The organism is Streptomyces sp. NPDC101234, assembly GCF_044767525.1.
GTDB classification, from domain to species: Bacteria; Actinomycetota; Actinomycetes; order Streptomycetales; family Streptomycetaceae; genus Streptomyces; species Streptomyces sasae.
In genome coordinates this window covers 1-4,193 of the sequence record NZ_JBIWOA010000103.1, presented here as the reverse complement: position 1 = coordinate 4,193, position 4,193 = coordinate 1, and the positions used below count along the sequence as shown (strand labels likewise).

At 68.1% G+C, this 4,193-nt stretch carries 3 protein-coding genes; 1 reads left to right on the top strand and 2 read right to left on the bottom strand.

The window, feature by feature from the left end; genetic code table 11:
* A partial coding sequence (locus tag ACIRR9_RS55855) for a transposase (RefSeq protein WP_403769771.1) occupies positions 1–1,335 on the bottom strand: 1,335 nt, incomplete at its 3' end.
* Positions 1,336–1,629: 294 nt separating this feature from the next.
* On the opposite strand from ACIRR9_RS55855, the gene ACIRR9_RS55850 reads away from it, so the two are divergent.
* Positions 1,630–2,889, top strand: coding sequence for an MFS transporter (locus tag ACIRR9_RS55850; protein WP_403769768.1), 1,260 nt, complete (start codon positions 1,630–1,632; stop codon positions 2,887–2,889).
* 146 nt (positions 2,890–3,035) lie between these two features.
* On the opposite strand, the gene ACIRR9_RS55845 is transcribed toward ACIRR9_RS55850, so the two are convergent.
* The gene (locus tag ACIRR9_RS55845; protein ID WP_403769765.1) at positions 3,036–3,872 is read right to left on the bottom strand and encodes a hypothetical protein; all 837 of its coding nucleotides are present in this window, start codon (positions 3,870–3,872) and stop codon (positions 3,036–3,038) included.
* Between the last annotated feature and the right edge of the window lie 321 nt (positions 3,873–4,193).

The following is a 4,193-nucleotide window of genomic DNA, read 5'->3' as shown; positions in this document are numbered from 1 at the left end:
CTTCGCCCGAGCACGGTTCACTTCATGTGCGTCCACGCCTCCAGCATGCCCCCGAACAGTGCCGCGAGACAGACCTAACGGAGTCCTACTAGATGATCGATTCCAAGTCAGTGGTCGCAGGCTGTCAGTGAGCGTAGGAGGGGCTGTCCGGTGTGGTCGTTGTGCCAGATCGCGGCGGTCAGCGCGAGGATGCGCTGCATGACGCGGGCGATCACGCCGCCGGGTGTGTGGCCCCGGTGCCGTTCGAGGTTGAGTCGGCCCTTGAAGGTCTCGTTGACCCACTCGATGACCTCCCGCAATGGTTTGAACAGCGGAGCGCCGGGCCGTTCCGGCTCGCTCTTGCAGGCCGGCGCAGCAGCCGGATGTCCAGTTCGGCAAGCTAGTCTTCGAGGGTGCGGCCGAAGTAGTCCTATCGCCGATCGGTATCTGTCCGGGGCGGGCGGAGAGCAGGTCCGGTTCGACGGCGAGCAGGTCCAGCAGAGTTTCGCGTTCGTCGGCCTTGGCGGCGGTCAGGGAAAATGCGACGGGCAGGCCATGGAGGGTGCACACCAAGCGCAGACGCATGCCCCAAAAGAAGCGGCCGTGCCTGGCGCGGGAGTTGAGCTGGGCGGTTGCCAAGCGAGTGGCGTATGCGATGTCGTCGCGGTTGGCGAATGAGCGGCCGACGAGGACGGCTTTGCGGAAGATGCGCCACCGGCCCTCCTGCAGGTTGAGCCAGCATGCGCCGACGGGGATGAAGGCGTGGTGGATGCGGGGATGGTCTTCGAGCCAGGACCGGGTGGACAGGCTGTTGTGACTGGACAGGTTGTCGGTGACGCTCCAGAGCTCGCCGGTCGGGTTGGCGTCCTCGATCCGTTGCAGGAACTGCTGGCAGGAGACGCTGTTGCGGGAGGAGGCGGCCATGGTGATCTGCCGGCCGTCCCGGACGCGTAAGGCCCCGTAGACACAGGTTTTCTCGGGTCCGCGGCTGTAGTCGAGTTCCGCTTTGATCCGGTGCCCGTCGGGTGACCAGGCGGGTGCGGGCGGGAAGGTCCGCGGGATCGCCGGCTCCAGCTTGTCGGCGCAGACTACCGTCGCGTCGTCGGGCGGGTGGGTGTAGAGGCCGATGATCCTCGTCCTCTTGAGACGAAGTCCGGGTCCTTCGATCGCGTCCAGGACCGGGTGCGGCGCCAGCGCGCGGGTGAGGGTGGTGGCCACCGGGAGTCTGTCCGGGGCGCCGTCGGGGACTTCGAGGGCAGAGAGGGTGCCCGCGCCCTGGCCGTTCGCCCAGCGGACCACGCCGCGGACCGAGCGCACTCCGCTCAGCAGGGCGCAGGCGACCAGGCCGAGCAGCATCGGCCGGGGATGGGCTACCAGGTGCGCCGTGCGTGGATCGGGGACGCTACGGACCGCGTCCAGCAGCGAGGGAAGCGTCTCGGGCGTGCACAACTCCTGGGCAGCGAGGCCATGTTGCTCGGCGAGCTGGCAGGACGCGGGCAGGGTCGGGCAGGAGGACGTGCGGGCGCGGGCTTCACGATCATGCTGGGTGGAATCAACGTGATCATGGACGGTCGCGCCCTTCGACGTTCACTCGGTTCCTGTCCAAGATCCGACACCTGGGTGACGACCTCGGCGCTTATCGTGTTGCGGGTGAGCGACGCCAGCGGAATCGAGATAGCCACCGATGTGCCACGACAGGTTCCGCTCCGGCACAACACAGGCTTCCGGATGCTGTGGATCGGCCAGCTGTTGTCCGATACCGGCACCCAGATCAGTGGGCTCGCCTACCCACTGCTCATCCTGGCCCTGACCCACTCGGTGGTGCTCGCGGGGGTGGTGGGTACGGTGCGGGCGATTACCCTGCTCTGCCTGCAGCTGCCCGCCGGGGCGCTGTCGGACCGGTTCGACCGGCGGCTGACGATGATCATCTGTGACGTCGTGCGCGCCGTCCTGCTGGCTCTGCTCGGCATCCTGATCGTGCTGGATCTCGCGTCCTGGCCGGTGATCCTGGCCGTGAGCCTGGTCGAGGGGGCTGCCGGAGCCATCTTCGACCCGTCCGCCGCCGCCGCGCTGCCGGGGATCGTGCCGGACGGGCAGCTTGAGCAGGCGTGGGCGGCCACCGAAGCCCGCACGTACGGAGCCAGCCTGGCCGGCCCGGCGCTCGGCGGGGCGCTGTTCGGGGTGGGCCGGGCCGTTCCGTTCCTGGCCGACGCCGTCTCCTTCGTAGTCTCGTTCGCCACGGTGAGCCGGATCCGCGGGCGGTTCCGCCCGGAGAACGCGGCCGGGCGCAAGGCATTGTGGCGCGAGGTGACCGACGGCCTGCAGGTCGTCTGGCAGGTGCCCATTCTGCGCGCGGCGGTGATCCAGACGCCCCTGCTGAACTTCGCCTTCAGCGGCGTGATCTTCAGCATCACCCTCGCGATGCGACAGGGCAGTACATCCACCGGTCTGATCGGCCTGGTGCAGGCAGCCATCGCGGCCGGCGGGCTGCTCGGAGCGGTGGTCGCACCCCGGTTGCAAGGGCGCATGCGCCTGGCAACCCTGGTCACCACGATCACCATGGCCGGGGCCCTGCTGTTCGGCGCTGCGGCCTTGCTCATCCCGTCACCGCTGGTGGCGGCGCCGGTCGCGCTGGCGCTGCTGCTCGCGCCGGCCGCGAACGCCGCACTGGTTGCGGTGGTGCTTCGCAGCGCGCCGAAGGACATGCGCGGCCGAGTCATCAGCACCGTGATGATGGCGGCCACCGCGCTGGCAACGCTGGCGCCGCTGATCGCCGGCCTGCTGATCCAGCACGCGTCCGGCGCCTGGGCGGTGGGCGTCTTCGCCGCCACGACTGCCGTCGCGGCTGTGCTGTGCCTGACCCTGCCAGGTTTTCGGCAGGCGGAGTCCCCGGCGACCGCACCGGGCTGAGTGGCTTAACGAACAGGCCGCCTGAGGCGGTGCCCAGCTTTCGGGCAAGGGCTGAACCCGCGTCCTCGCATTCGCGCCGAGCACGCAGCACACCTGTGCGGTGGGACGGCGGGGTCTGCCTCTGCCGCAGGGGGCCGGATGCCGGATCAGGGACGGGGAGCAGTGTCCAGGAACCGGTGGAGAGAGGAGGTCATGCTCTCCACGAAGGAGTTGCGGGTCTGTTCGGGGACCAGGTCCAGGGACAGGTACGGGTTGAGGTCCTCCAGCTCGACGAGGAGCAGTTCGCCGTCTTGGGTGCGGCAGGCGTCTACCCGCTGGATGCCGTGGTCGATGGTGTTCCAGTCGATGAAGCGCCGGGCGAAGGCGAGGTCGGCGTCGGTTGGCTCGTAGGGTTCCAGGACCCAGCGCTGCTCGGGGGCGGGGGCGTTGAGGGCGTACTGGAAGGTGTCGTCGACGTAGTAGAAGGACACCTCGTAGCGGAAGTCGATGCGCGGCTGGACCAGGACGTCGCCGTAGGCGAGGTCACCCAGTTGCTCGCGGGGTACGAAGGCCAGGCCGATGGAGTCTGCGCCTGCCTTGGGCTTGACCGCGTACTGGTCGGCCTCGGGCAGCACGTGCACATCCTCGGGCCGGTCGATGGTGGGGATGACCGGGTATCCGGCGGCGGTCAGCTCCAGCAGGTACTGCTTTCCTGCCATGTCGCCCCGGCCGGAGAGCGGGTTGTAGACCCGTGTGCCGCGGGCCGTGGCCTGTTCCCGGAAGGCGCCGTACTCCTTCTGGTAGTGCAGTACGGGTCCGCTGTTACGGACCACGACCCCGTCGAAGGCGTCCATCAGCGAGGCGGCATCCAGCGGGTGGCACAGGGCGATGTCGAAGGCGTCCCGCAGTCGGGAGGTCAGGAAGATGTCCTCGTCGCAGTAGCGCCGCCCCCGCGCTTGGTAGGCGAGGTCGGTCACGAACAGAACTTTGCGGCGGTCGGGCATCGCGGATCTCCTCAGGTCGTGCAAGGAATCTATAGGGGTGCGTGTGTGCGACCGCGCTCGCCGTCGCGTGCAGGGTCTCCGCTTGCACGCGATCCGTTGACCCGACGCCACGACTCCGTGACATCAATTCCCATCGACATTGATCATGGAGACGGCCGGCGAGTGAGTCCCGAACTCGTGTCGAAGTGGCATCCACGTGAGGTCACACAGCCACCCCTTATTCCTTAGAAGCCGTTGTCTTTCCGGATGTGATCGTTGAGTTTCCGCTGATCAGGCATGGTGTCGGTGTCGCCGAGGGAGGGTTCGGACGTTCAGTTCGTT

Bases quoted from the DNA above. Each gene is read 5' to 3' on its own strand.
- ACIRR9_RS55845 (WP_403769765.1), bottom strand. From the start codon at position 3,872: ATGCCCGACCGCCGCAAAGTTCTGTTCGTGACCGACCTCGCCTACCAA.